This is a genomic window from Enterobacter cloacae complex sp. XAL002, from assembly GCF_049236805.1.
In the GTDB taxonomy this organism is placed as follows: domain Bacteria; phylum Pseudomonadota; class Gammaproteobacteria; order Enterobacterales; family Enterobacteriaceae; genus Enterobacter; species Enterobacter intestinihominis.
Genome location: NZ_JBMKJN010000003.1, coordinates 75002 through 98030 on the forward strand (window position 1 = coordinate 75002; position 23029 = coordinate 98030).

Below are 23029 nucleotides of genomic sequence, written 5' to 3' on the forward strand. Positions count from 1 at the left end.
CCTGACGCATTTTTGCGCAGTTGAAAATATTTCCATTGTCACATCCGAAAACCTGTGTTTGTATAAATTCTATCAATGATTCCAAACACAGGTCTCCAATGACTTCATCCATCTTCACCTCGACCCTACTAAAAACTGCGCAACCTGCCGCAGTGGTCGTCGTGCGTGTGGTGGTGGTCGTCGGCAATGCGCCGTAGGGACTGGATCAACACACGAATCCAAAACCCCGCCGGCGCAAACCGGGCGGGGTTTTTCGTTTAAGAGCCTCCCCGGAAAGTCGGCCCAGAAGAAAAGGACTGGAGCATGGCAAGTTCGGGCACAACATCCACAAAAACGCGTTTTACAGGCGCGCAGCTGATTGTTCATTTACTGGAACGACAGGGCATCACCACCGTTGCGGGCATCCCGGGTGGGACCGTGCTGCCGCTGTACGATGCGTTAAGCCAAAGCACACAGATCCGCCACGTGCTGGCGCGCCACGAGCAGGGCGCAGGCTTTATCGCTCAGGGCATGGCGCGTACCCAGGGTAAACCGGCGGTCTGTATGGCCTGTAGCGGGCCGGGCGCCACTAACCTGGTGACCGCCATCGCCGATGCGCGCCTCGACTCCATTCCGCTGATCTGCATTACCGGCCAGGTGCCGTCCTCGATGATCGGTACCGATGCGTTCCAGGAAGTGGATACCTACGGTATCTCTATCCCCATCACCAAACATAACTATTTAGTTCGCGATATCAGCGAGCTGCCTCAGGTGATCAGCGATGCGTTTCGCATTGCCCAGTCTGGCCGCCCGGGTCCGGTGTGGATAGACATTCCTAAGGATGTCCAGACCGCAGAAATTGAGATCGACGTGCTGCCGGAGCCGGGCGAGCGTGCCCCGGCGCCGGAATTCAGCGCTGAGAGCGTGCGCGATGCCGCCGCCATGATTAACGCGGCGAAACGCCCGGTGCTCTATCTGGGGGGCGGGGCGATCAACGCCGCGGATGAAATCCGTCAGTTCGCTGAAAAATCCAGCCTGCCTACCACCATGACCCTGATGGCGCTCGGCATGCTGCCAAAAGCGCACCCATTGTCTTTAGGGATGCTGGGCATGCACGGCGCGCGCAGCACCAACTACATCCTGCAAGAGGCGGATTTGCTGATTGTTATGGGGGCGCGTTTTGATGACCGGGCGATTGGCAAAACCGAGGAGTTCTGCCCGAACGCCAAAATCATTCATGTGGATATCGACCGCGCCGAGCTGGGTAAAATCAAGCAGCCGCACGTGGCGATTCAGGGCGACGTGACCGAGGTGCTGGCACAGCTGATCCCACAGACGGAGGCAAACGACCGCGCCGACTGGCGCCAGCTGGTAGCCGATCTGCAACGCGAGTTCCCGGGCGCTATCCCAACCGAGGGCGACCCGCTGAGCCACTATGGTCTTATCAACGCCGTTGCGGCCTGCGTGGATGACAGCGCGATTATCACTACCGACGTCGGCCAGCATCAGATGTGGACCGCCCAGGCGTATCCGCTTAACCGCCCGCGCCAGTGGCTGACCTCCGGCGGCCTTGGCACCATGGGCTTCGGCCTGCCAGCAGCGGTTGGCGCGGCGCTCGCCAACCCGGACCGTAAGGTGATCTGCTTCTCCGGTGACGGCAGCCTGATGATGAACATTCAGGAGATGGCGACGGCAGCCGAAAACCAGTTAGACGTCAAAATCATTCTGATGAACAACGAGGCGCTGGGCCTGGTACACCAGCAGCAGAGCCTGTTCTATAAGCAGGGCGTGTTTGCGGCGACCTATCCGGGGATGATCAACTTCATGCAGATTGCCGCTGGTTTTGGCCTGCACACCTGCGATCTGAACGCCGAAGAAGATGCCCACGCGGCGTTGCAGGATGCGATTTCTCGTCCGGGCCCGGCGCTGATCCACGTGCGTATCGACCCTGAACAAAAAGTGTATCCGATGGTGCCGCCGGGTGCGGCCAATACTGAGATGGTGGGGGAATAAGCCATGCAGAAACAATGTGATAATGTCATTCTGGAACTCACCGTCCGCAACCACCCTGGCGTCATGACCCACGTCTGCGGGCTGTTTGCCCGACGTGCGTTTAACGTGGAAGGCATTCTGTGCCTGCCGATTCAGGGCAGCGAGCACAGCCGCATCTGGCTACTGGTGAACGACGACCAGCGTCTGGAGCAGATGATGGCGCAGATCGACAAGCTGGAAGATGTCACCAAAGTGGCACGCAACCAGTCCGATCCCACCATGTTTAACAAAATTGCGGTGTTTTTCGAGTAAATCACTTAAGGTAAAAGGCTTTTGCCGGATGGCGCTGCGCCTATCCAGCCTGCAAGGACGTTACACGTAGGCCGGATAAGGCGTTTACGCCGCCATCCGGCGTGTTCACGCATCAGGATCAAACCATGACCACCATCGCCCTTATCGACGACCACCTCATCGTCCGCTCTGGCTTTGCCCAGCTTCTCAACCTCGAACCGGATTTCCAGGTCGTGGCCGAGTTTGGCTCCGGCCGCGAGGCGCTGGCGGGCCTGCCGGGGCGCGGGGTGCAGGTCTGTATCTGCGACATTTCGATGCCGGATCTCTCCGGGCTGGAGCTGCTAAGCCAGCTGCCGAAAGGAATGGCGACCATTATGCTCTCGGTCCACGACAGCCCGGCGCTGGTCGAGCAGGCGCTCAACGCGGGCGCGCGCGGCTTCCTCTCTAAACGCTGTAGCCCCGACGAGCTGATTGCCGCCGTGCGCACCGTATCCACCGGCGGCTGCTACCTGACGCCCGATATCGCCATCAAGCTGGCGGCGGGACGGCAGGATCCGCTCACCAGACGCGAGCGTCAGGTGGCAGAGAAACTTGCCCAGGGCATGTCGGTGAAAGAGATTGCCGCGGAGCTGGATCTGTCCCCGAAAACCGTGCATGTTCATCGCGCCAACCTGATGGAAAAACTCAACGTCAGTAACGATGTCGAGCTGGCGCGCCGTATGTTTGACAGCTGGCAATGAGTCCCGTTTTTTCACGGCTGATCGCCGTCGTCGCCAGCTTTTTTATCTTCTCCGCCGCATGGTTCTGCCTGTGGAGCATCAGCCTGCATCTGGTGGAACGCCCGGAGCTGGCGGTGCTGCTTTTCCCCTTTGGCCTGCGTCTGGGACTGATGCTTCAGTGCCCGCGCGGATACTGGCCCGTTTTGCTCGGTGCAGAGTGGCTGATGCTGATCTGGCTGGCGCAGGAAGTGGCGCTGGCGCATCTGCCTTTATTGATGACCGGAAGCCTGCTCACGCTTATCCCGGTCGCCCTGATTTCCCGCTACCGTCACCAGCGCGACTGGCGCACGCTGCTGCGTCAGGGGGCGGCGCTGATTGCCGCCGCGCTGTTGCAGTCCCTGCCGTGGGTGGGCGAAAAGGAGGTGCTCAACGCCCTGCTGCTGACCCTCACCGGCGGCCTGACGCTGGCCCCGACCTGCCTGGTTTTCTGGCATTACCTTACCAGCACCGTCTGGCAGCCGCTCGGCCCGGCGCTGGTCTCCCAGCCGGTGAACTGGCGCGCCCGGCACCTGATCTGGTATCTGCTGCTGTTTGTGGTGAGCCTGTGGTTGCAGCTTGGTCTGCCCGCTGAATTATCACGCTTCACGCCGTTTTGTCTGGCGCTGCCGATCATCGCCCTCGCCTGGCACTACGGCTGGCAGGGGGCGCTGATCGCGACCCTAATGAACGCCATCGCGCTGATCGCCAGCCAGACCTGGCACGATCATCCGGTAGATCTGCTGCTCTCGCTGCTGGCCCAGAGCCTGACCGGGCTGCTGCTGGGGGCGGGCATCCAGCGCCTGCGCGAGCTGAACCAGTCTCTGCAAGCCGAGCTGGCGCGCAATCGCCGTCTGGCGGAGCGTCTGCTGGAGACGGAAGAGAGCGTGCGCCAGGAGGTTGCCCGCGAGCTGCACGATGACATCGGCCAGACCATCACTGCCATCCGCACCCAGGCGGGCATTGTCCAGCGCCTGGCGGCAGAAAACGCGGGTGTGAAGCAGGGCGGGGCGCATATCGAACAGCTTTCGCTGGGTGTCTATGACTCCGTTCGCCGCCTGTTAGGGCGGCTGCGCCCGCGCCAGCTTGACGATCTGTCCCTGGAGCAGGCGGTGCGTTCCCTGATGCGCGAGATGGAGCTGGAAAGCCGCGGGATAGTCAGCCATCTCGACTGGCGCATCAATGAAGCTACCCTGAGCGAAGGTCAGCGTGTGACGCTGTTCCGCGTCTGTCAGGAGGGGCTGAACAACATCGTCAAACACGCCAGTGCCAGCGCGGTCACGATCCAGGGCTGGCAGCAGGACGAGCGCCTGATGCTGGTGATTGAAGACGACGGCTGCGGCCTGCCGCCGGGATCCGGCCAACAGGGCTTTGGCCTGGCGGGCATGCGCGAGCGCGTGAAGGCGCTGGGCGGCACGCTGACGATCTCCTGCACCCACGGGACGCGCGTCAGCGTCAGTTTGCCGTTAAGGACGTACCATGTTTAAAACCCCGGCCAGCGCCGCCCCGTTAGGCAACAAAGCGGAAATCGACGCCCGCTATCGCTACTGGCGACGTCATATCCTGGTCACTATCTGGCTCGGCTACGCGCTGTTCTACTTCACCCGCAAAAGCTTCAACGCCGCCGCGCCGGAGATCCTCGCCAGCGGCGTGATGGCGCGCACCGACATCGGCCTGCTGGCGACGCTGTTTTACATCACCTACGGTCTGTCGAAGTTCTTCTCCGGCATCGTCAGCGACCGCTCCAATGCGCGCTATTTCATGGGCGTTGGGCTGATCGCCACCGGCGTGGTGAACATCCTGTTTGGCTTCTCCACCTCGCTCTGGGCCTTCGCCCTGCTGTGGGCGCTGAACGCCTTTTTCCAGGGCTGGGGCGCGCCGGTTTGTGCTCGTCTGCTGACCGCCTGGTACTCACGTAACGAGCGCGGCGGCTGGTGGGCGATATGGAATACCGCGCATAACGTCGGCGGGGCGCTGATCCCGATGGTGGTCGGCGCGGCGACGCTGCACTACGGCTGGCGCGTGGGGATGATGATTGCCGGTGGCCTCGCGATTGTCGCCGGGCTGTTCCTCTGCTGGCGCCTGCGCGACAGGCCGCAAACCGTCGGCCTTCCACCGGTAGGTGACTGGCGGCACGACGAGATGGAGATCGCCCAGCAGCAGGAAGGGGCCGGGCTGTCCCGCCAGGAGATCCTCACCAAATACGTGCTGAAAAATCCGTACATCTGGCTGCTGTCGCTCTGCTACGTGCTGGTCTACGTGGTGCGCGCGGCCATCAACGACTGGGGCAACCTGTACATGTCCGAGACGCTCGGCGTGGATCTGGTGACCGCCAACTCGGCGGTGACCATGTTTGAACTGGGCGGGTTTATCGGCGCGCTGGTGGCGGGCTGGGGCTCGGACAAGCTCTTCAACGGCAACCGCGGTCCGATGAACCTGATTTTTGCTGCCGGGATCTTACTCTCCGTCGGCTCGCTGTGGTTGATGCCGTTCGCCAGCTACGTGATGCAGGCGGCGTGCTTCTTCACCATCGGCTTCTTCGTCTTTGGCCCGCAGATGCTGATCGGCATGGCGGCGGCGGAGTGCTCCCACAAAAAGGCGGCAGGCGCGGCGACGGGCTTTGTCGGGCTGTTTGCCTACCTCGGCGCATCGCTCTCCGGCTGGCCGCTGGCGCGGGTGATCGACATCTGGCACTGGAGCGGGTTCTTCGCGGTGATCGCTATCGCGGCGGGCATCTCCGCCCTGCTGTTGCTGCCGTTTTTGCACGCGCAGGCACCGCGCGAAGCGTGACGCGCCTCACCTTTTGCTGCCGAGTCGCGCAAAACTAAGAAATTTTCCCGGTTTCACCTGGACGCTGTCTCAGGCATCTCTCCTGGCTGGTTTTTACAATGCTGCAAAAATCAGCTCAGGAGTAACTCAGTCATGCTGGCCTTCTTAAATCAGGTGCGCAAGCCGACCCTGGATCTGCCGCTCGACGTGCGGCGCAAAATGTGGTTCAAACCGTTCATGCAGTCCTATCTGGTGGTCTTCATCGGCTACCTGACCATGTACCTGATCCGCAAAAACTTTAACATCGCGCAGAACGACATGATCTCGACCTACGGGCTGAGCATGACGCAGTTGGGTATGATTGGCCTGGGCTTCTCCATCACCTATGGCGTGGGGAAAACCGTTGTTTCCTACTATGCGGACGGCAAAAACACCAAGCAGTTCCTGCCGTTTATGCTGATCCTCTCTGCCATCTGTATGCTCGGCTTCAGCGCCAGCATGGGCGCGGGCTCCGTCAGCCTGTTCCTGATGATCGCCTTTTACGCCCTGAGCGGTTTCTTCCAGAGCACCGGCGGGTCGTGCAGCTACTCCACCATCACCAAATGGACGCCGCGCCGCAAGCGGGGGTCGTACCTCGGCATGTGGAACATCTCCCACAACCTCGGCGGAGCGGGTGCGGCAGGCGTGGCGCTGTTCGGCGCGAACTACCTGTTCGACGGTCACGTCATCGGCATGTTTATCTTCCCGTCGATTATTGCCCTGATTGTTGGCTTTATCGGCCTGCGCTACGGCAGCGATTCCCCGGAGTCGTACGGCCTCGGCAAAGCCGAAGAGCTGTTCGGGGAAGAGATCAGCGAAGAGGACAAAGAGACCGAAGAAAACGAGATGTCCAAATGGCAGATCTTTGTTGAGTACGTGCTGAAAAACAAAGTGATTTGGCTGCTCTGTTTCTCGAACATCTTCCTGTACGTGGTGCGCATTGGTATCGACCAGTGGTCCACCGTGTATGCCTTCCAGGAGCTGAAGCTTTCTAAAGAAGTGGCGATTCAGGGCTTCACCCTGTTTGAAGTGGGCGCGCTGGTCGGCACGCTGCTGTGGGGATGGCTCTCCGACCTCGCCAATGGCCGCCGCGCGCTGGTGGCCTGCGTCGCGCTGGCGCTGATTATCGCCACCCTTGGCGTCTACCAGCACGCCAGCAACCAGTACATTTACCTGGCGTCCCTGTTCGCGCTCGGCTTCCTGGTGTTTGGTCCGCAATTACTGATCGGTGTGGCGGCAGTGGGCTTCGTCCCGAAAAAAGCGATCGGCGCCGCCGATGGGATTAAGGGCACCTTCGCCTACCTGATCGGCGACAGCTTCGCCAAGCTGGGTCTGGGGATGATCGCCGACGGCACGCCGATTTTCGGCCTTACCGGCTGGGCGGGCACCTTCGCCGCGCTGGATGCCGCCGCGATTGGCTGTATCGTCCTGATGGCGATGGTTGCGGTGCTGGAAGAGCGTAAGATCCGCCGTGAGAATCGTGCGCAGAAATTAAAATTAGCCTGAGTGTGCAGGTAACTTCTTTGCCCGGTGTGTGATGCCGGGCTTTTTTATTTTGCACGGCCTACCTTTACTCCGCTTTACACACTCGCTCCTCTCTATGCTCTACAGTGTTTTTGCTGCCGCCTTTCGTGCAGCCTTAGCCCTTTTGCTAACGGAGAGCTTGCATGTTAACCCGACGATTGTCCTGCCTGGCGCTGCTGATGGCGCTCGCGTCCCCCGCAATGGCCGCGGATGCCCCCACCTACGGCGAGAAGCTGGAAGGTTTTGACTACGGCTGGCCGGTAAAACACTTTACCTTTACCTCGCAGAACCAGCCTCTGGATATGGCTTACCTGGACGTGAAACCGGAAAAACCCAACGGCCGCACCGTGGTGCTGATGCACGGCAAAAACTTCTGTGCTGGCACTTGGGACGGCACTATCCGCGCGCTGTCGGCCGGTGGGTATCGCGTGATCGCCCCTGACCAGATTGGTTTTTGTAAATCCACCAAGCCGGAGCATTACCAGTACACCTTCCAGCAACTGGCGGATAACACCCACGCGCTGCTGAAAACGCTGGGCGTCGAGCGCGTGACGGTTATAGGACATTCGACCGGCGGCATGCTGGCAACCCGCTATGCGTTGATGTGGCCGCAGCAGGTGGAGCAGCTGGTGATGGTGAACCCGATTGGTCTGGAAGACTGGAAAGCGCGCGGCGTGCCGCATATTACGGTCGACCAGTGGTACCAGCGCGAGCTGAAAGTCAGCGCCGACGGTATTCGTCAGTACGAGAAAAACACCTACTACGCCGGGGAGTGGAAGCCGGAGTACGAGCGCTGGGTCACCATGCTCGCCGGGCTGAACAACGGGCCGGGTAAAGCGCGCGTGGCGTGGAACTCGGCGCTGCTCTACGACATGATTTATACCCAGCCGGTTGTCTATGAATTTAGCGAGCTGAAGATGCCGGTATTATTGATGATCGGCACGAAGGACAATACCGCCATCGGGAAAGATCTCGCCCCACCGGAGATCCGCAAGACGCTCGGCAATTACGCGGTGCTGGGCAAAGAGACGGCGGAGCGCATTCCGCACGCGACGCTGGTCGAGTTTAACGACATGGGCCACGCGCCGCAGATGCAGGATCCTGAACGTTTCCACGACGCGCTGCTGAAAGGGCTTCAGGCGCGCTGACGGGTCTTCAGCAACAGCCCGCGCAGCCACGCCTGCGCGGGATTGCTTTCATCGCAATTATCCAGCTTTTTTCGGTTCACTATTCTGGCCGTTCCCGCTGTTGACGCGCTGCGTTTCCCGCTATGATGGGCGGCTAGTCTAAGGAGAACGCATGGTCTGGATAATGCTGGCAACGCTTGCCGTGGTATTTGTGGTTGGATTTCGTGTCCTGACCTCAGACTCCCGCCGCGCCATCAAACGTTTAAGCGAGCGGCTGGGCATCACCCCGATGCCAGTCGAGTCGATGATCGATCAGTTCGGTAAAACGCCGGGCAATGAGTTTATCCGCTACCTTGAGCGCCCCGACGAGGCACATCTGCAAAATGCGGCGCAGGTGCTGCTCATCTGGCAGGTCTGCATTGTCGACGGCAGTGAAGAGAATCTGCATACCTGGCACCGTATGCTGCGTAAAGCCCGCCTTGCCGCACCCATTACCGATGCGCAAATTCGACTGGCACTTGGCTTTATGCGCGAAATGGAGCCCGATCCGCAGGAGCTGAACGCCTTCCAGCTGCGCTATAACCAGCTATTTCTGCCGGAAGAAGGTGTGTTTTATCTGCATTAAGCCTTTTTGGCGCACAAGATATTCTGAGCGTTCAGGATCTCCTCTCTGTTTTCATTGAGGCGAGTTGCAGCATAGATATCAATATTTAATCTCTTTGCCTCATCGTCCGTTAGTTCGCGATAGCATAGCCCCTCCTGATTGAAGGTGCATTTTGACTGAGGCAGCAGCGCAAACCCTTTCCCTCTTGCGATACGGCTTAGCATCACGAGGGAATCATCCGGCTCTTTAATACGCTTCAGCGGCGTTTTCAGCGTGTCAAAGTAGCTTTCGCATTTGTCATAGAATGACGGATTAGCGCTTCTCGAAAACCAAAAAAGTGGAAGATCGCTAATGTCTTGCAGCGAGACTTTCTCTTTCAGACTGGCAGGATGTAAAGAAGGCATTGCGATGAGCAACGGTTCCTGGCATACCCAGCGGTATTGAACAATGTCTTCATGACCCGTCCCTTTTTCCCCGGTCAGCACCAGATCCAGCATATTTTTAGACAAGCTTTGCAGCAGCTGTGCTGACGTCAGGTCGGGCGTTTCAACGTCATCTCCGGCGTTCATTTTTTGAAGCTGGGTATTTACAGGTTCAATATATTCAAAATTAAGCGTGCGCGTGAGACCGATGCGCAGACTCGTTTCTGAAGAGTGAGGGTCTTCTTTTAAGCTGCTGATGTCTTTGAGTATTTTTTCTGCCTGAACGACCAACGCTCGACCTGCTTCAGTAAGGCTAACGTCATGCGTGCTGCGACTGAACAACTGACGTTTCAACACCGCTTCAAGACATTTTATCTGACGCGTCAGAGGCGGTTGAGTCATGCGCAGACGTTCGGCAGCCTTACGAAAGTTCAGTTCATGTGCAACAGCGAGAAAGCATTGTAATTGTTTGATACTGGGCAGGTTATTGCTGATTAAATGTTCTGCTGTAGCCATACGTGGGTCCTAAGTGCGAAAAGGTATTTCGTCTTTTTCCATTTCGATATTACACGCTTAATGCTGGCAGCAAAACCCGTTTTAACAGTAATACAAAAAATATATTACAAATTTAACAATTCCAATAGTTTCCTGTATTGATAAATTTCTATCCGAATCCTCACTTAATCAATACTCGGAGTAATTATGTCGTCTAAATATGTACTGGTATCACGCTTCCCATTAAAAAACACTTTTTCTGAAAAAGAATTTACTTCCTTAAAAAGCAGTGAAACCGTTCGCTACTATACCTGTGAAGAAAACGGCGTTAATGAGTTGTTGGAATTACGCGCATTCAATGATATTAAAGAGATTGCATGGGTTGAGAATGAAATGGAATCCATGTTCCATCGTTTCTCTGAGGTTCTTTCTGCCGATATCCGTCGCGAACTGCTTAAGTTTGTTGAATCCCCAATTGATAATAAAAATAGCTTGCCAGAATCAAATTATATTCAACTCCGACACGTCGAAGTGCCTGCGCATAACTATCAGCAGTACCGTCAGTGGCGCGATGAAACCATTTTTAATGTTGTAAGAGATAACAAAGATAAGATTGAAAGTTTCGAAGCGTTTCATTCACTGATCAGCGGTGTTCCGGGTGTAATGTTTATCTCCTCATTCAACGGCGATAAATCAGCATATAAAGAAGCATTTACCAATGCGCGTTATCAGGAAATTATTCAACAGGCCGGCGATAACTTCATTACTGGCGGTAACGACGGCCTTTATACACGTATCTATCGTGCTTGCTGTTGTTGAGGGACAATGAATGAACTGTAAAAAGTTGGTAGTTGTTGGCGATAAATTTAATGAATTTGCCAATGGTAAAGATGTACTGACTATATCTCAGCTAGAATTATTGACTCAAATCCCTGCGAATATCATTGATAAAGAACATGAAATTATTGTTGGGCAGGGCGTGCGCAAGGATTTTGCTGGAAAGGTAATTTCAAATCAGGCAAGAAATGCGATCCATGGTAATAAGTTGAAAATATGCTCTCTGGAAAAACTGGTTAGCGACAAAAAAAATGCTTATTGCCATAAAAGACTGGAACAGAATGTACTTATAGGACCTGCGGAACAAGCTGAGCATAACCACGATCTTTATGCGATGCCGCTGTTAATCGATGAGCGTTGCGAATTGATGGCGGATCATCAGACGGGGCAGCATATTCAGGGAATGCTCCTGGTTGAAGCCAGCCGACAGGCCTTTATTGGCGTCACCGAAGAATTTATTTACCAACAGGAAAGCGGACGCTATTACGTCATTAACAGCATGGCAATCAATTTCGCCAGTTTCCTGTTCCCTTTACCGGCGCTGGTCCACTTTGAATTTCTTGAAAAAGATATTAACGACCGCCGGGGGCGTTTCAAGGCTCAGGTTCGCGTCACTCAGCACCAAACGCTTTGCGCGACAATGGATGTCTCGTTCACCGTTTATCCTTCCGCCCTGATTACAGAGAGAGAGAAATCTCTGGCTGAGGTTGCCATGCAGGCGACCATTGTTGAGCAGCAAGGGGTGACTCAGGGGGTAACGCATGCCTGAATTGCGTAGCCAGAAATACCGTCTGGCTGCTACCACGCAGGGGCCGCTTTACCCCCCTGCGGAGGTCATGGACGGGAAGGGTAATTTTGTCGTGGTTGGCATGGTGCCAGGAGATAATGGACTGCAGTGGCGAAGCGTCATTGTCTCTCCGGACAGCCCGCTTCCGGCATTTGGGGAAGTCGCACCCTATAACATTCTGTGCGATCTGAAAAAGATGACTCAGGACGCGTTGAAGGACATCATTCTTCATACTCTTCCTTTACCCATTCCGATGAACAACTATCGGATGATTTTCTCCCCAGAACAGCGGCCGCAGGCCAATAATGAAATAAGGCCTGGCCTGCCACTTCATGAAGGCTATATCGCGGATTATCGAAGCAGCGATGGAAAGCGAGAGATCGAGCCAGTGACCCTCGCTGCCTGGCTAGAGGCAGAGGGCACCTTTGAGGTCACATTGTCCGAAGATAAGAAACGAGCCAGGTTCACGTTTTCGTTCCGGAGCCTTGTTCCGGATAGCGTTTACACCGTGATGAGTCTCAGGGAAAACGATCTAGCCTCGGAGGATCCGAGCAGGCCAGGTCCGCTGGGAATACCCAACGTATTTATAACCGATAGCGAAGGTAATGCCGAATATTGGGCAGAGTTGACCGATCCTTTTCCGGCTCCGGCGAGGAAAGGAAACAGAATTATTAACGTAGTCGTACTTTATATGAGCTCGCGTCAGAGCTACGGCGGTGCAATTGGCTTTTACGGTCTTGGTGGCGATATCCATGCCCAATTAAAACTCAAAGGCCGTTCCTTCGATGAATTTACAACTATAGAGTGAGAAAAGTATGCCATTTGTTCATGTTATGACCTGGCCTGCGAAAGATGAAAATCAAATCATCAGACTCCAGGAAGATATTACATTTGCCGTTCACAAAAATACGGGTGCGCCGCTCGATAAAATTTCCGTGGTGGTTTCTGAAATTGCCCCTTCCCGCTGGGCGGATGCAGGCGTGTCTGGGAAGGATAAAGATTTTCCTGTTAAGAGTCGAAGAAAAAACTACGAGGAATAAAGTTTGCGTAAACATGCCGCTTTTTTTGATGTTGATGAAACGCTTATAAATATTAAAAGCATGTTTGATTTCTATGATTTTTGGTGTAGGGAAAATAATCAAAACGATCGTCTTCAACGCTATATGTCTCGTTTTCGCGCCGACGTAAAAAACGGTGTGCTAAGGGAGACTCTGAACCGAGAATATTATCGCCAGTTTAAAGGTGTGTCTTGTCGTTATCTGGAAGAAATGGGTGAGAAGTGGTTCAGGCGTAAGCTGGAAAGCGAGTTTTTTATTGAGAGTGCTGTTTCAGCCCTTAAAAAACATCAGAATCAGAACATGTATACCGTATTTATATCGGGCTCTATGCTTCCGATTCTTTCACCTATTGCAAAATATCTTGGGGTAACGGAAGTACTCTGTGCGCCGGTGATAATAAATGACGCAGGTGAGTTGACGGGTGAAATCGGCCTGCCTCAAACAATTGGAACAGGTAAAAAAGACGCGCTTTTAGCCTTTTGCGATGATAAAGAGATTAACCCCGCGGATTGTTATGCCTACGGCGACGATCTTTCGGATATTCCAATGCTTGAAGCCACTGGCCATCCCGTGTGTGTGGGAAAGCATTCCGCGCTTACCAGATATGCAACTGAAAAAAATTGGCACATTATTTAAATCCTTATTGAGGTAAGTAGTATGACTTCAGAACTCTCTCCGCAAAATATGACGTTAAGGTCATGGCTTGCTTTATTCATTCTGGCTATTTCAACCTTTACTATTGTCACCACCGAACTGGCGCCAGTCGGATTATTAACGCCAATCGCAGAGGGGCTAAAGTCTTCGGAATCTGCGGTGGGCATGACCGTGTCGCTTTATGCTTGGGTGGGGGCGTTGAGTGCGCTGTTTGCCTCCGTCTGTTTAGGAAATGTGTCCAGAAAGCGGCTTTTACTTGTGCTCACCGTGGTGCTTCTGGTCTCTAACGTTATGGCTGCGACGGTAAACGTCTATAGCATGCTGCTTAGCGCCCGCGTACTGGGTGCGCTCGCTCACGGCGCATTCTGGGCGATGATCGGCGCGACGGCGGTGGCTATGGTCCCTGCCAGATATATAGGGGCCGCGACGTCAATCGTATTTGGTGGTGTTTCCGCAGCAAGCGTTTTTGGCGTACCGGTATCCAACTATATTGGTATTCACTTCGGCTGGCGTCAGGCATTTTGGCTGATGGCCGCGCTGAGCGTAATTGCCTTTGTGGGTATTAGCGTTCTTGTTCCCCGGATTACCAGCAAAAGCGCGCTCGGGCTGGATGCGCTTAAAGGCGTGCTGAAATCATCAACATTATGGAAAATCTACTCAGCAACCTTGCTGGCTGTGACAGCTCACTTTGCCGCCTTTACGTACATTGAACCCTGGCTACACACGCAGAGTTCACTGTCCACCACCATTATTCCTGCTGTGCTTTTTGTTTACGGCATCGCGGGACTTGCAGGTAATTTCCTGACCGGCGTGTTGATTGATAAGTATCTCAAGCTGACGGTCTCTTTGTCTGTACTGCTAATCTGTGCAGTGCTGTTGTTCCTGGGCCTGTCTGGTTCCTCGCTCTCTGCTGCGTTGATCTTCACAAGTATGGTTATCTGGGGTGTCGCCGTATCAGGAATATTTGTCGGTTTCCAGACGTGGGTTTTACGTATGGCAGAGGATAAAGCCTTCCCGGCCTCCGCAATCTACGTTTCGTTTTTCAATACCGCCATTGGTATCGGTGCGTCAGTCGGTGCCTGGATGGTTTCATCATTTTCAATGCCGCTCCTGTATATCGTCGCCGGTACGGCCATCGGTCTGTCCGTTCTGCTTGTCGCGGTTATTCCGGCAACGTTGACCGCAAAACAATCCCGTATGGAGAAATCTTATGAGTCAAATTAATGACCGCACGCGTTATGGCAGAGAGATTATGGACCGTCTTGAAGCGGGGCTCGCGGATAAAGTCACCCGCCGCCTGAGCGAGCTGGACCCGGGGCTGCCCGCCCTGATTACCGACTATGCGTTCGGGGATGTGGTGGGTCGTCCGGGACTAGATCTCAAAACGCGCGAAATGTTGACCGTCGCCTCGCTTGTGACGCTGGGTAATGCCATGCCGCAGCTAGAACTGCATATGAGAGGCGCGCTCAATACCGGCGTGACGCCGGAAGAGCTGCTTGAAATTGTGATACAGATGGCGGTATATGCTGGCGTTCCCGCCTGCATGAATGGTCTTACTGCATACCGCGCGGCAATGGCCGCGACGGGCCATACCTTGCCAGGACTGAAGGGAAGTGACGCATGAGCGAGATTGTTATTATTGCAGCCCGCCGCACGGCGACGGGCGCATTTCAGGGCGCGCTTGCGGAGCATTCAGCCTCTGACCTGGGAAGCCGCGTCATTCAGGCGCTCCTGAAAGAATCTGGCGTAGAAGCCAGTCATATCTCTCAGGTCATTATGGGACAGGTTCTTACTGCGGGGTGCGGCCAGAACCCGGCCCGACAGTCGGCACTGAATGCTGGATTGCCCGTAGATACGCAATGCCTGACGGTAAACAAAGTGTGCGGGTCCGGGCTTAAGGCGGTCCATCTTGGCATGCAGGCGCTGAAGACGGGTGAAGCTGAGTTTGTTATCGCCGGTGGTCAGGAGAGTATGTCCAACGCGCCGCATATCGCCACGACGTCGCGTAGCGGAACGCGGCTGGGTAATATTACTCTCAAAGATAGCCTGGTTTCTGACGGGCTCTGGGATGCCTTCAACGATTATCACATGGGTATCACCGCAGAGAATGTTGCGACGGAGTTTGGTATCAGCCGCGAAATGCAGGATGAATATGCCCTTGTCTCTCACCACAATGCGCTTGAAGCGCAGGCGCGTGGCATTTTCGAGCGTGAAATTATCCCTGTTGAGTGGCAGACGCGAAAAGGTGAAACGATAAGCGTGGAGAGGGATGAAGGACCCCGTGCAACCAGTATCGAAAAATTGACGAAACTGAAGCCTGTCTTCCGAAAAGAGGGTACGGTGACGGCGGGAAATGCTTCATCGTTGAATGACGGTGCCGCTGCGGTCCTGCTTTGTACGCGTGAGACTGCCGAAGCGCGTGGCTTGCCGGTTCTGGCATCGCTGGGCGTATTTTCCAATTCCGGTATCCAGCCGGCATTAATGGGTGCAGCCCCGATTCAGGCCATTGCCGACTGTCTTTCCCGCTCGGGATGGAAGCCTGAGGATGTCGATCATCTTGAATCCAACGAAGCGTTTGCCGCCCAGGCGCTGGCCGTGATTCAGCAGACCGGGATTTCTCCGGATCGTATCAATCCATACGGCGGGGCAATCGCGCTTGGGCATGCGATAGGTGCATCTGGCTGCCGAATTTTGGTGACGCTGGTTCATTCCCTGATCCGTAATGATGCCAGGCGTGGCGTTGCCGCACTGTGCGTTGGCGGCGGGGAAGGCGTCGCGTTGAGCGTTTATCGGTAACGGCGTATCTGTGGATATAAAAAAACCGGGGAAACCCGGTTTTTTATTTTCAAGATGCTATATCAGGCATTCACGCCCTTCATACCCTCGGCAGAATAACGATCGCCTTTAATCGCTACCCGGCGATGAAGGTTGTTCAACGATTCGATATCGCTCTTCTCAAGCACAGTATCGGCAGCGCGCGCGTTTTCGGCCAGATAGTTGACGTGCTTAGTACCCGGAATGGGAACCAGCCGATCGTATTGTGCTAACAGCCAGGCAAGCGCAATCTGACCTGCGGTACAGCCGTACTTTGTCGCCAGTGGGGTAATGATATCGAGCAACTGGCGATTATGATCGAGGCTGGACTGAACAAATCGTTCGTTATTCTTGCGGAAATCACCTTCTGCAAAATCGTTGTTGTTCAGGTATTTTCCCGTCAGGAAGCCTCTGCCAAGAGGTGAGTATGGCACCAGGCCAATACCTAGCGCTTTCACGACCGGCAAAATGTTTTCCTCGATGTCTCGTGTCCACAGAGAATATTCTGTTTGCAATGCGGTCACCGGATGCACCGCATGAGCCCGTTGCAGCGTTGAAGCCGACACTTCGCAAAGGCCGATGTGGTTGATCTTGCCCTCTTTAACAAGGGTGCGCAGACAATCCATACTCTCTTCGATCGGGGTTGCGTTGCTCACTCTGTGAAGATAAAAGAGGTCGATTCGTTCCACGCCAAGCCGCTTTAGGGACTCATTACAGCAGCGGATGATATAATCAGGCGTATTGTTGATAGTGCGGGCGTAGGACTCGTCAGGAGAGCGATCGATGCCGCACTTCGTGGCGATTTTAAACTGCTCACGAGTGCTTTTATCCAGACCGGCAAGAAAATGACCAATCAGTCTTTCATTATGACCACGACCATATAAATTTGCGGTATCAATAAACGTCACATTTAGATCGATAAGGCTATGCAATACCTGTAGTGAGGCTTTGTCATTAGTCTGGCCATAAAATTCACTCAGACCCATGGCACCGTAGCCGACGGCACTGACGGTAAGATTTTGAGATAAAGTACGTGTTTTCATAGTTTCTCCTTTTCAGACGCTATGATTGTTTCACCTCAATTGTGGTTACTGAATTTTCATTTTCGTTATGCTGAAAAGGTATCAGTGACCGCCGATCTGTCTTCCGAATCTTTAAAAACGGCAAAAGTTGTCAAATCGTTAAATCCGTCACACTTTTGATGATAAACTGCGCGACTTTTCCGCACGTTTTTATCTCAGGTGATGCCATGACAGAACATATCCAGCCCACGACTCCGCCGCAGGCCAAAGAGGTGTCTCGCCCCAACTGGTCGGCGGTTTTCTCCGTGGCATTTTGCGTCGCCTGCCTGATCACCGTTGAGTTTCTGCCGGTCAGCCTGCTGACGCCGATGGCGCAGGATCTGGGCATTTCCGAAGGCGTGGCGGGGCAGTCCGTTACCGTCACCGCCTTTGTGGCGATGTTCGCCAGCCTGTTTATCACCCAGGCGATTGGCACCATTGACCGTCGCAAGGTGGTTATTCTGTTCAGCGTGCTGCTGACGCTCTCCTGCCTGCTGGTCTCTTTCGCTGAAAGCTTCACCCTGCTGCTGCTGGGTCGCGCCTGCCTGGGGCTGGGGTTAGGCGGCTTCTGGGCGATGTCGGCCTCGCTGACCATGCGCCTGGTGCCCGCGCGCACCGTGCCAAAAGCGCTGTCCGTTATCTTCGGCGCGGTCTCTATTGCGCTGGTGATTGCCGCGCCGCTGGGCAGCTTCCTTGGTGGGATTATCGGCTGGCGTAACGTCTTTAACGCGGCGGCAGTGATGGGCGTGCTGTGCATTATCTGGGTGTGGAAAGCGCTACCGTCTCTGCCGGGTGAAGCGGCGCACCACAAACAGAACATGTTCGCGCTGCTCAAGCGTCCGGGCGTGCTGGCGGGGATGACCGCCATCTTCATGGCCTTTGCCGGGCAGTTTGCCTTCTTTACCTATATTCGCCCGGTGTATATGACCATGGCGGGCTTTGACGTGGATGGCCTGACGCTGGTGCTGCTGAGCTTCGGTATCGCCAGCTTCGTCGGCACCTCACTGTCGTCTCAGTTCCTGAAGCGCTCCCTGAAGGTGGCGCTGGCGAGTGCGCCGCTGGTGCTGGCGATCAGTGCCGCGGTGCTGGTGCTGTGGGGCAGCGACAAGTGGGTCGCATCGGCGATTGCGATTGTCTGGGGCTTTGCCTTTGCGCTGGTGCCGGTGGGCTGGTCGACGTGGATCACCCGCTCGCTTGCCGATCAGGCGGAAAAAGCCGGGTCGATTCAGGTGGCGGTGATCCAGCTGGCGAACACCTGCGGCGCGGCGGTGGGCGGCGTAGCGCTCGACCATCTGGGGCTGACGTCACCGCTGGTGATCTCCGGTACGCTGATGCTGCTGACCGCGCTGCTGGTGGCGGGGAAGGTGAAGGCGAAGTAGTCAATTTTCCCCCTCACCCTAACCCTCTCCCCGCAGGGGAGAGGGGACTGCTCGTTGCTGTCTTTTCACTCTCGCCCCTTTGGGGAGAGGGCCGGGGAGAGGGGACTGCTCGGTGCTGTCTTTTCACCCTCGCCCCTTTGGGGAGAGGGCCGGGGTGAGGGGACATTCGCTTACGCCGATGCCTTAACCCTTCTGCGTGAATCCATCGAAATCAGCACCACCGACGACACAATCAGCAGCGTTCCCAGCCAGTCCGGCAGGGTGAATGCCACCCCCAGCAAAACCACCGACAGCAGCGCGCTGCTCAGGGGTTCGGCGCAGCTTAAAATGCTTGCCTTCGGCCCACCGATCATCTGCGCGCCCTTCAGATACAGGCTGAACGTCAGCGCGGTGCCAATCACCACCAGGTAGAAAAACGCCAGCAGCAGGCCGCCGTCAATGGCGAAGGTGGTGCCGCGTCCGGCGTAGAACGGCGTCAGCATTAGTCCCGCAATCAACATACTCCAGCCGACAATCGGCAGCGTGCCGTAGCGGGCGATAAGCGTTGATGGATAGGTGGTGTAAAACGCCGCGGCAAACGCCGAGGCGATACCGAAGAACAGTGCGGCAGGCGAGATGGAGAGCGACGTCGGGTCGCCGTGGGTCACCAGCAGGAAGGTACCCACAAGCGATGTCAAAATCGCGGATAAGACAAATATGCCGGGACGCGTTTTCCGCGCCAGGGCGAACCACGCCACGATGATGGTTGGCGACAGGAACTGAAGCACGGTGGCCGTAGCGGCGTTGGATTTTTCAATCGTCAGCAGGAAGGTGAGCTGCACGGTGAGCGCGCCAACCAGCGAGAAAAACAGCAGGCTGAGGGCGTCCTTGCGGTTTTTGATGACCGAGAAAATCTTGTCGCCGTGAACGAAGGAGAGCGTCAGCAGGATCACGCCGGTAAACAGCAGACGAACCATGGTCAGGCAAGGCGAAGAAATGTGGCTTTTCTCCATGATGTACTGCGCGCAAACTCCGGAACTGCCCCATAAAACGGCGGCGATCAGGACGTTGAGCATCCCTTTGCGTGTGGAACCCATGTTCTCCCCTGTTATGTTGTCGTTAATTGGCCAACAGCATAGCATGGTTGTGTGCGGCATGATGCCCTCACCCCGGCCCTCTCCCACGGGGAGAGGGGGAAAACCGTAGGCCGGGTAAGCGTAGCGCCACCCGGCATGTTGTTGACCTTAGAACCACGCCTCCCACATCGCGCCGACGTTGAAGTCGTCCAGCGTCTCATCTTTGGTGTTGTTCACGCGCGCGGTGCGTTCGTTGTCCACTTTGCCGCCGGTCACGTAGAAGCGCAGCATCGGACGGAACTCCGGCCCCATGGCGATAGACATGTTCTGCGACAGGGTCAGCTTCCAGCCCTTGTTGTCGCCGCCGTTGTCGTAATCTACGTGCTGCCAGCCCGCTTCCAGCCAGGTGGAGTGAACGTCGTTCCACCAGTGCATCGGGCGCACGATGGCGTTGTAGTTCTTACGGTTGTCGGTGTCATCACGGCTGTTGTCATAGTCGTGGAAGGCGAGGATGTACTCCACCTGCGTGGCCTGGGTGAATTTATACAGCCCTTCGAAGCTGGCGTAGACCGTGGTCAGATCTTCGGTTTTGTTGAACACGCTGTTGTCCGAATTATCGGAGTAGCGGGCGATCACCTTGTTCACGCCGCTATCGTTGGTGTGGCTCAGTACCACGCCGCCCTGCCAGGCGTTCAGACGCTCGTCGCTCTCAACGGCTTTGGAGTCAAAACCGTAGTTGGCGTACAGCTCCAGGTCGATCGGGCCGAGCTTCATGCCGTGGATTTTTGAGGTGGCAGCGTAGTTGCCCTTGTCACCCGTGCCGGAGCCGCCGGTACAGGTGATGCGCGACGGGTTGGCTTCATCTTCCATCACTTCCGGGCTACATGATTCCACCGCCGCCACGGCAGCCACGTCGAACTGCACGCCGCCGATGTCGAAGTTCTTCACCCCGGCGCCCTGGCCATCGTGGTTCATCCAGAAGTAATCGTTGATGCCCTGCTGCGGACGCTGGTGGAAGTCACGACCGGCCCAGAAGTAGGCGTTCGGGTTGGAGGCCATAATGTTGGTCACCCCGGCGTAAGCTTTTTTGAGGTTAACTTCGTCGCCCCAGTGGTCGATCATCACGTTGATGTCCCAGATGGCGCCGTTATCACCCTTGAAGGCCTTGGAGAGCTGGAATTCCCCGCCGTTGCCTTCGTTACCCAGACGACCAATCGCGGACGCGCCGTTGTAGGAGCCGTCCACCGCCACATACTTCTGGTCAGCGGCCTGGAAGTGCGCGCCGTAGCGGGCGTAGCCGGTAAATTTGATGCCAAACGGAATCGCCATGTCCGGGGATTGCGCTGCGCTCTGCGGCTCGGTGATGACGTCCGCTTTTTTCGCGACCGCCGCATCCATTTTCGCCTGACGCTCGGCCAGGGCTTTATCCACCGCTTTCGCCACAATGGCGTCAATTTGCTCCTGCGTAAATTCTTGCGCGAGCACGGAAATTGGACAAAGCGCGGCGATAACCGCCATGGTTAATGGAAGTTTTTTAATCGTATTCATGGTTATCTCAATATAGTTTAATTTTATTCAGACAATAACCATCCCGCTCCGATCTGACAGAATATGTCGCTATCATCAGAACAAGTGGATTTCTAGTTTTAGGAACAGAGGTATTACATTAAATTATTTCGCCATAGACTATCTCTGATATAAATGAATAATCTCTTCAGATAATTCACGCGCTAATAGCGAATTCATTAAATGATCCTGCGCGTGCACCATAATTAACGTCATCGGCTGGCGGGCTTCGCCCGCGTCCTGCTCGATCAGTTTGGTCTGCATCTTGTGTGCCTGGCGCGCGTAGCCATCGGCTTCACGCAGCAGGCTTTTGGCTTCGTCAAGGTTGCCCTGGCGCGCCGCATGCAGCGCTTCGAAGCACAGGCTGCGGGACTGACCGGCGTTGACGATAATTTCCATTACGGCTTCTTCTAATGCGATCATCATTTTTACTCTTTATCAAAGCAATTATTTAAGGCGGTAGCGGCAAACCACTCTCCGCTTTTTTTAATGGTGCGCTGCTGCGTCTCCAAATCGAGCTGAATAAAACCGTAGCGGTTTTTGTAGGCATTGCACCACGACCAGTTATCAATAAACGTCCACATATGGTAGCCCAGACAATTGCAGCCTTCGCTAATACCTTTATGCAGCCACGCTAAATGCTCAGAAATAAATTCGATGCGGTACCGATCGTTTATCTGGCCGTTTTCAATAAAGCGCTGCTCGTTTTCGACACCCATCCCGTTTTCAGAAATAAAACAGCGGGGGTTACCGTAATTGTCGCGCAGGTTAACCAGAATATCGTAAATACCCGGCTCGTAGATTTCCCAGCCGCGGTACGGGTTCATCTTACGGCCCGGCATCTCGTAGCTATCAAAGAACCACTCCGGCATAAACGGCGCCTGCGGGTTCACCGCGCTGTCGCGACACTTCACGCGACGCGGCTGATAGTAGTTAACGCCGAGCAGGTCGATTTTCCCTTCCGCAATCAGGAAACCGTCTTCCGGCTTGCAGGCGGGTAGCTGATCGTAAGATTTCAGCAATGCCACCAGGTCGGCCGGATACTCCCCGCGCAGCACCGGGTCGAGGAAGCTGCGGTTAAACATCAGATCCGCGATATGCGCCGCCTTCACGTCCGCCGGGTTCTGCGAACGCGGGTATGACGGCGTCAGGTTCAGCACGATGCCGATCTCCCCCGCGTAATGCCCGGCGCGGTAAGCCTGAACGGCCTTTGCATGGGCCAGCACCGTGTGATATGCCACGGTCGCCGCCCGACGAAAATCCACCACGTTCGGGTAATGGAAATCGTACAGATAACCGCCTTCCACCGGCACGATCGGCTCGTTGAAGGTAAACCAGTGCAGCACGCGGTCGCCAAACAGCTCGAAGCAGATCTGCGCATAGCGGGCGTAGGCGTCCACTACGTCACGGTTTTCCCAGCCGCCTATCTCCTGCATCGCCATTGGCATGTCGAAATGGAACAGGGTGATAAACGGCGTGATGCCCTGTTCATTCAGCTCATCAATGACCTGATTATAAAAATCGACCGCGTCCGGGTTCACTTCACCGATACCGTCGGGGATCAGGCGCGCCCAGCTAATCGAGGTGCGAAAGCTGTTGTGGTTCAGCTGCTTCAACAGCTGAATGTCCGTTTTCCAGTGCTGATAAAACGTGGAGGTGTGCTGCGGTCCCACGCCGTTGTGAAAACGGTTCGGCTCGCGGGAAAACCAGTAGTCCCACGTGGTTTCACCCTCTCGTGTCCCTTCCGTCTGGAGAGCGGAGCTTGCGCTGCCCCACCAGAAGTTATCGGGAAATGCGTATTTCATGACCCTTCCTCTTTGA

The 23029-nt window shown here is 55.5% G+C and carries 24 protein-coding genes; 18 read left to right on the forward strand and 6 right to left on the reverse strand.

The window, feature by feature from the left end; all coding sequences use genetic code 11:
• The first annotated feature begins 98 nt into the window (after positions 1 to 98).
• The 9 genes from ivbL (at position 99) to ACOT0L_RS03560 (ending at position 9101) form a co-directional block, all read left to right on the forward strand.
• Positions 99 to 197, forward strand: a complete 99-nt coding sequence (gene ivbL, locus ACOT0L_RS03520) for an ilvB operon leader peptide IvbL (RefSeq protein WP_057979964.1) — start codon at positions 99 to 101, stop codon at positions 195 to 197.
• A gap of 106 nt (positions 198 to 303) precedes the next feature.
• Positions 304 to 1992: an acetolactate synthase large subunit gene (gene ilvB / locus ACOT0L_RS03525; RefSeq protein WP_069596111.1), complete on the forward strand. Its 1689-nt coding sequence runs from the start codon at positions 304 to 306 to the stop codon at positions 1990 to 1992.
• Positions 1993 to 1995: 3 nt separating this feature from the next.
• Entirely contained in the window at positions 1996 to 2283 is a 288-nt protein-coding gene (ilvN, locus tag ACOT0L_RS03530; RefSeq protein ID WP_015570113.1) for an acetolactate synthase small subunit, read from the forward strand.
• 125 nt (positions 2284 to 2408) lie between these two features.
• On the forward strand, positions 2409 to 3002 hold the full coding sequence (gene uhpA, locus ACOT0L_RS03535) for a transcriptional regulator UhpA (protein WP_022646555.1): 594 nt from the start codon (positions 2409 to 2411) through the stop codon (positions 3000 to 3002).
• Positions 2999 to 4504, forward strand: a complete 1506-nt coding sequence (gene uhpB, locus ACOT0L_RS03540) for a signal transduction histidine-protein kinase/phosphatase UhpB (RefSeq protein ID WP_045308258.1) — start codon at positions 2999 to 3001, stop codon at positions 4502 to 4504. Before uhpA ends, uhpB begins: the two co-directional genes overlap by 4 nt.
• Positions 4497 to 5807 carry an MFS transporter gene (locus ACOT0L_RS03545; protein ID WP_126502757.1) on the forward strand — a complete coding sequence of 437 codons (1311 nt, stop codon included), beginning with the start codon at positions 4497 to 4499 and terminating at the stop codon, positions 5805 to 5807. Before uhpB ends, ACOT0L_RS03545 begins: the two co-directional genes overlap by 8 nt.
• A 132-nt stretch (positions 5808 to 5939) precedes the next feature.
• On the forward strand, positions 5940 to 7331 hold the full coding sequence (uhpT, locus tag ACOT0L_RS03550) for a hexose-6-phosphate:phosphate antiporter (protein WP_126314392.1): 1392 nt from the start codon (positions 5940 to 5942) through the stop codon (positions 7329 to 7331).
• Positions 7332 to 7492: 161 nt separating this feature from the next.
• On the forward strand, positions 7493 to 8497 hold the full coding sequence (locus tag ACOT0L_RS03555) for an alpha/beta fold hydrolase (RefSeq protein WP_058677100.1): 1005 nt from the start codon (positions 7493 to 7495) through the stop codon (positions 8495 to 8497).
• A 151-nt stretch (positions 8498 to 8648) separates the two neighbouring features.
• On the forward strand, positions 8649 to 9101 hold the full coding sequence (locus tag ACOT0L_RS03560; RefSeq protein WP_014830062.1) for a DUF1198 domain-containing protein: 453 nt from the start codon (positions 8649 to 8651) through the stop codon (positions 9099 to 9101).
• Here ACOT0L_RS03560 and ACOT0L_RS03565 read toward each other — a convergent pair.
• Entirely contained in the window at positions 9098 to 10018 is a 921-nt protein-coding gene (locus ACOT0L_RS03565; protein ID WP_045308255.1) for a LysR family transcriptional regulator, read from the reverse strand. The genes ACOT0L_RS03560 and ACOT0L_RS03565 overlap by 4 nt on opposite strands.
• A gap of 186 nt (positions 10019 to 10204) precedes the next feature.
• On the opposite strand from ACOT0L_RS03565, the gene ACOT0L_RS03570 reads away from it, so the two are divergent.
• From ACOT0L_RS03570 to ACOT0L_RS03605, 8 genes are read left to right on the forward strand one after another with little or no spacing between them, the layout of a single operon-like run.
• The gene (locus ACOT0L_RS03570; RefSeq protein WP_045308254.1) at positions 10205 to 10816 is read left to right on the forward strand and encodes a hypothetical protein; all 612 of its coding nucleotides are present in this window, start codon (positions 10205 to 10207) and stop codon (positions 10814 to 10816) included.
• Positions 10817 to 10826: 10 nt separating this feature from the next.
• Positions 10827 to 11603 (forward strand): AfsA-related hotdog domain-containing protein, encoded by a 777-nt coding sequence (locus ACOT0L_RS03575; protein ID WP_045308253.1) that lies wholly within the window; start codon positions 10827 to 10829, stop codon positions 11601 to 11603.
• A complete protein-coding gene (locus ACOT0L_RS03580; RefSeq protein ID WP_045308252.1) occupies positions 11596 to 12429 on the forward strand; it encodes a hypothetical protein in 834 nt (277 codons plus the stop codon). Before ACOT0L_RS03575 ends, ACOT0L_RS03580 begins: the two co-directional genes overlap by 8 nt.
• A 7-nt stretch (positions 12430 to 12436) precedes the next feature.
• Positions 12437 to 12661 (forward strand): 2-hydroxymuconate tautomerase, encoded by a 225-nt coding sequence (locus ACOT0L_RS03585; RefSeq protein ID WP_045308251.1) that lies wholly within the window; start codon positions 12437 to 12439, stop codon positions 12659 to 12661.
• A gap of 3 nt (positions 12662 to 12664) precedes the next feature.
• Entirely contained in the window at positions 12665 to 13315 is a 651-nt protein-coding gene (locus ACOT0L_RS03590) for an HAD family hydrolase (RefSeq protein ID WP_063148197.1), read from the forward strand.
• 21 nt (positions 13316 to 13336) lie between these two features.
• On the forward strand, positions 13337 to 14557 hold the full coding sequence (locus ACOT0L_RS03595) for an MFS transporter (protein WP_046621869.1): 1221 nt from the start codon (positions 13337 to 13339) through the stop codon (positions 14555 to 14557).
• A complete protein-coding gene (locus ACOT0L_RS03600) occupies positions 14544 to 14957 on the forward strand; it encodes a carboxymuconolactone decarboxylase family protein (protein WP_028014973.1) in 414 nt (137 codons plus the stop codon). The genes ACOT0L_RS03595 and ACOT0L_RS03600 overlap by 14 nt, the downstream gene beginning before the upstream one ends.
• Complete coding sequence (locus tag ACOT0L_RS03605) at positions 14954 to 16129, forward strand: acetyl-CoA C-acetyltransferase (RefSeq protein ID WP_045308247.1); 1176 nt, start codon at positions 14954 to 14956, stop codon at positions 16127 to 16129. Before ACOT0L_RS03600 ends, ACOT0L_RS03605 begins: the two co-directional genes overlap by 4 nt.
• 62 nt (positions 16130 to 16191) lie before the next feature.
• Here the strand turns inward: ACOT0L_RS03605 and ACOT0L_RS03610 are convergent, their stop codons facing one another.
• Positions 16192 to 17190, reverse strand: a complete 999-nt coding sequence (locus ACOT0L_RS03610; protein WP_045308246.1) for an aldo/keto reductase — start codon at positions 17188 to 17190, stop codon at positions 16192 to 16194.
• Between the two features lie 206 nt (positions 17191 to 17396).
• On the opposite strand from ACOT0L_RS03610, the gene nepI reads away from it, so the two are divergent.
• On the forward strand, positions 17397 to 18587 hold the full coding sequence (nepI, locus tag ACOT0L_RS03615; protein ID WP_126502758.1) for a purine ribonucleoside efflux pump NepI: 1191 nt from the start codon (positions 17397 to 17399) through the stop codon (positions 18585 to 18587).
• A gap of 170 nt (positions 18588 to 18757) precedes the next feature.
• On the opposite strand, the gene ACOT0L_RS03620 is transcribed toward nepI, so the two are convergent.
• From ACOT0L_RS03620 to ACOT0L_RS03635, 4 genes are all read right to left on the reverse strand, one after another.
• Positions 18758 to 19663, reverse strand: a complete 906-nt coding sequence (locus ACOT0L_RS03620) for an EamA family transporter (protein ID WP_126502759.1) — start codon at positions 19661 to 19663, stop codon at positions 18758 to 18760.
• A 147-nt stretch (positions 19664 to 19810) separates the two neighbouring features.
• Positions 19811 to 21190, reverse strand: coding sequence for a carbohydrate porin (locus ACOT0L_RS03625; protein WP_022646562.1), 1380 nt, complete (start codon positions 21188 to 21190; stop codon positions 19811 to 19813).
• Between the two features lie 138 nt (positions 21191 to 21328).
• Complete coding sequence (locus tag ACOT0L_RS03630) at positions 21329 to 21631, reverse strand: PTS lactose/cellobiose transporter subunit IIA (RefSeq protein ID WP_014168006.1); 303 nt, start codon at positions 21629 to 21631, stop codon at positions 21329 to 21331.
• A gap of 5 nt (positions 21632 to 21636) precedes the next feature.
• Positions 21637 to 23013, reverse strand: coding sequence for a glycoside hydrolase family 1 protein (locus ACOT0L_RS03635; RefSeq protein ID WP_022646564.1), 1377 nt, complete (start codon positions 23011 to 23013; stop codon positions 21637 to 21639).
• Between the last annotated feature and the right edge of the window lie 16 nt (positions 23014 to 23029).